4 protein-coding genes are annotated in these 3,721 nt (G+C 63.2%); all 4 read right to left on the bottom strand.

The genetic code is table 11. The features are described from left to right. Positions 1-1,175, bottom strand: a 1,175-nt coding sequence (locus RUW20_RS18350; RefSeq protein WP_313953666.1) for a patatin-like phospholipase family protein, incomplete at its 3' end; no start/stop codon positions are given. A 123-nt stretch (positions 1,176-1,298) separates the two neighbouring features. Next, positions 1,299-2,009 (bottom strand): alpha/beta fold hydrolase, encoded by a 711-nt coding sequence (locus RUW20_RS18345; RefSeq protein WP_313953665.1) that lies wholly within the window; start codon positions 2,007-2,009, stop codon positions 1,299-1,301. Positions 2,010-2,097: 88 nt separating this feature from the next. Continuing rightward, positions 2,098-3,249, bottom strand: a complete 1,152-nt coding sequence (locus RUW20_RS18340) for a M12 family metallopeptidase (protein ID WP_313953664.1) — start codon at positions 3,247-3,249, stop codon at positions 2,098-2,100. A 101-nt stretch (positions 3,250-3,350) separates the two neighbouring features. Further along, a partial coding sequence (locus RUW20_RS18335) for an ATP-binding protein (RefSeq protein WP_313953663.1) occupies positions 3,351-3,721 on the bottom strand: 371 nt, incomplete at its 5' end.

The raw sequence follows: 3,721 nt of genomic DNA, 5'->3' as shown, positions 1-3,721 counted from the left end.
TGCCGCATCGCACTGACAAACTCCGGACTGCGGTCGAACTTCGAGGCAACGCCGAGTTCGGCTTTGTCCTGGTGCATGGTGATCAGGTAAATACTGATCGGCTTGTAGGCATGGAACTGCGTCAGCAGCCGCTTGACCGGAGGATCCTCCACTTGGTCATCGGCAATCCTGGCGCAGCGGTCGATCCATTTGTTGACCATCTCGATCGAACGTAACTCCTGGTACAAGGAAAGATTGCCGGCCAACTCGTTGCGCCGATCCTCGATCATGCCCAGCGTCGTCGGCTCATCCTGACGCTTCTCCGGATTTATCCGGATTACCCAGATCTCGTCGGGGATGTCATCGCTGTCGGTCCGGCTCGCGAATTCGCGGACCGGCGGGTTCTGCGAGAACAGCCCGTCCCAGAACAGCGCCTCCTGGCCCTGGCTGTTCTTCAGATCCGGGATGCGCTGTGCTCGCCGCAAGTCCGGTAATGTGCCGGACGCGGCAACCGCCTCGTAGCTGATACAACGCCTGTCCTGCGGCTCGGCAGCGGGGTCGCACCAGGAGTCGAAGGCGTCGAAGCTACCGCTCAGGACCTCGACCGCACCGAGCAACAGGCGCGGCCGGAGCTTGTTCCTGGCGATCTCGTCGAGCCCCTCCCCCTGCAAGCCTGGAAAAGCTGGCGCACAGGACCTGAGCAGGCTCATGAAATCGTAGAACTCGGGCCGGACCTCACCCGCATCCATGGTCGGTGCAAGCAGCCGTTCGAGATTCGACCACTGCTTGAGGCCCGACGCCATCCAATCGTTGAAGTCGCCCGGATTCGGTTGTTTGATGACCACACCCAGTTCGGCCAGCTGGTAGAGGTACTGCGCCAGCCAATTCATGCCCTGCTCACCACGCTTCTGCACCTGGAAGGTGTCCCAGAGATGGTTCACCGCCTGGCGCGCCTCGGCGAAGCTGCCGGGACGGCCATCCTTGCTCATCATGCCGTACCACACCATGAAGGCGTTGAGAGCCCCCGCAGAAGTGCCGCTCAGACCGGCGATCTCGAAGCGGCGCCTCGCGCCCGGCGCTGACCTGCCCGCTTCCTCGTCTTCTTTGACTTGCAGTATCGCGTCAAGGACGCCACAGGTGAACGCCCCGTGAATGCCACCGCCCTGGCAGGCGATCGCTACCTTGCGTGTTTCCATTACTCTTCTCCCAATTCGTTAAGCTCCCGCTCGCCGCCCTTGCCACCACCATGACCGTGATTGACCGATGGTGGCGAGTTACGGCACAGGTGGCAGGAAAACCCGGGTTGAAGAAAGCCGGGATCAGGATACAAAGCGGCCGAGCCAGACGCCCGCCTGGCCGATGGCGCTGTCCCACTCAGCTGCCTGCATGAAATGCGATTCACCGGCAATCACACGGTAGCCGAGACGGTCCGGTTCCTGGCGGTAGTAAGGCGCGAGCTTGTCGTGCAAGGCCCGCGCCGCCGCCGGCGGAACGACGCTGTCCTGCTCGGCAGTAATCGATAGCAGGGCCGTCGGGAAGAAGCGAGCGCCCGGGAAATTGGCCTCGGATAGCTGCAACCAGGCGGGGGAGCCGAGCACTGCGACAGCGGCGCGAACCCGACGATCGACGCTGATCGCGCCATAGACGATACAGCCACCCATCGACACCCCGGCGACGGCAATTCGCTCACCGTCGCTCAGCCCACGTGCGACCAGCGCGTCGATCAGGCCGGGCAACTCGGCGACCGTTTGTGCCACCAGCGAGTTGAACAGGTCGCTGCTTTCGCCTGGCGACCGGGAGAAGCGCTGCTCGAAGTCCGGCAGCCGCCGCTCACCATGGCCCACCGCATCGACACCGACGGCCAGCAGACCCGCATCGGCAAAGCGCTGCAATTCGGGCAGGTGCAGCGCCTTGTCTGCACCGAGCCCGTGAAACCAAATCACCGTTGGCAGTGGGGTGGCGCCGTCGGCTGGACGCACCATCAACGCCGGCACCTCGCCCAACAGCAGCCGCTCGCCGGCAGCCGTCATCGCCGAGCCAGCCGCGAGTTACCCATCGCTGTGGTCGGGGGACGCCGCCCGCGGAAAGTTTCTGGCACTGCCAACCGGCAGGCATCTCTCACCACACCATCACCGAAGTTTCACCCGCCATTTGCGCGTAGTACAGGCGGATACCGACCTGATAACGGCGGCCGCTGATCAAGCGCATGTCGATTTTCGCGTTTCTGTCGGTGCCACTGTCATCGTCACCGCCGATCTCCAGATTGCCGGAGGAACGCACTTCAAAGAGCACCATCAGCGTATCCGCGCTACCGAAGGTGGCAATGCTGTAGGTGCGCGTCCGCGTCGGCGTGAAATCGAAAACCCGCGTCTCGCCGGCCTTGATCGCCAGCTTCTGCGACAGCCCCACTTCCAGCACCGGGATCTCCTTCTTCGGGCCGACGCCGGGGTAGGACTCGGCGATCCATGCCTTGTCGGCTGCCGAAAGCCCGCCCTTCGGTTGCAGGCCCTTGCGGTAGGCAGCGGGCTCGCTAATCAGACCAGCGCCGAAGGCATACTCCATCACCGAATCGGGATCCCAGCTCGTTCCCTTGACTTCCGCAGGACTGATCTTGCGCAGGATGTTCCAGTCGATGGTCCGCTCGTCCCAGTTATTGGGTGGCCCCTGGAAATACCGGCGCACGGCATCGGCATCCCAGGAAATTCCGGCGAAGGGATTCTGGTGCTCGTGCTCGAGGCCCAGCGCGTGGCCGATTTCGTGCATCGCGGTATCGCGTCCGTACGGCGTGTTGAGCGCCCAGCCGAAGTTCATCGTCCGTTGCAGCGGATCACGGATATTCAGATTGTCGCGCCCGACGTAAGACCACGAACCGCCGGCCGGGTCGAAGCCGATACGGATCGTCGCGTCCGCCGGAGCGGCAAGCTCCTTGAAGCTGATGCCGATGCCGAGCTTGAACCAGGCCTGAAACGCCTGGCGCACTTCTTCGATATCTGCCGCCTTGCCCAGCCATGAACCAGGAACGGCATCGCCGGTCTTGTAGCAGCAGAAAGTCAGTTGCGTTCCATTGACCCATTTCTTGCCCCCGGCAAGAATGGCACGCGATCGCAGCGCGTCGACTGCTGGATCGAACTGCCGCGGATGCTGCATCGGCTGCGCGCAGTAGCGCAGGATCGGCGCTTCGCCTGCCGCCGTTGCCGCGCTAGCCGCTTTAGGTGCTTTTGGTGCTTTTGGTGCTTTTGGTACTTTTGGTACTTTTGGTACTTTTGGCATTTCGTTCTCCCGTCGGAATCGATTGCGGAAACTGCCACTTGCAGTGCCTCTGCCAGCACCAGGGCTGAGCTCTCGGCCGCGCCGTCAGCATGCTTCCTGCACTAGGCTGGGTCAAGTGTACGATCGGCGCGAGAAGCCGCGCATGGCAGCTGCAGCTCAAAGTGGGTCACTCCCCGTTCCGAGCGGACGGAAACATCGCCGCCATGCGCGCGCACAATCGAGCGGGTGATCGCCAGTCCAAGTCCTGCGCCATCGCCAAGGTGCTGTCGGGACGAATCGGCACGATAGAAGCGGTCGAACAGGCGCGCCAGATGATCGGCCGGAATCGTCGCGCCGGTGTTTCCCACCGACAGTCTGGTCAGCGCAGGGCCGCGATCGCCACCCTCGTTGATCGCCACCGTGATGCGTCCACCGGCGGGCGTGTGACGGACAGCGTTGGACAGCAGATTGCTGATCGCCCGGCGCAGCATCG

Origin of the sequence: Accumulibacter sp., assembly GCF_032229525.1 — a bacterium.
GTDB lineage: Bacteria > Pseudomonadota > Gammaproteobacteria > Burkholderiales > Rhodocyclaceae > Accumulibacter.
This window is presented reverse-complemented; position numbering and strand designations above follow the sequence as displayed.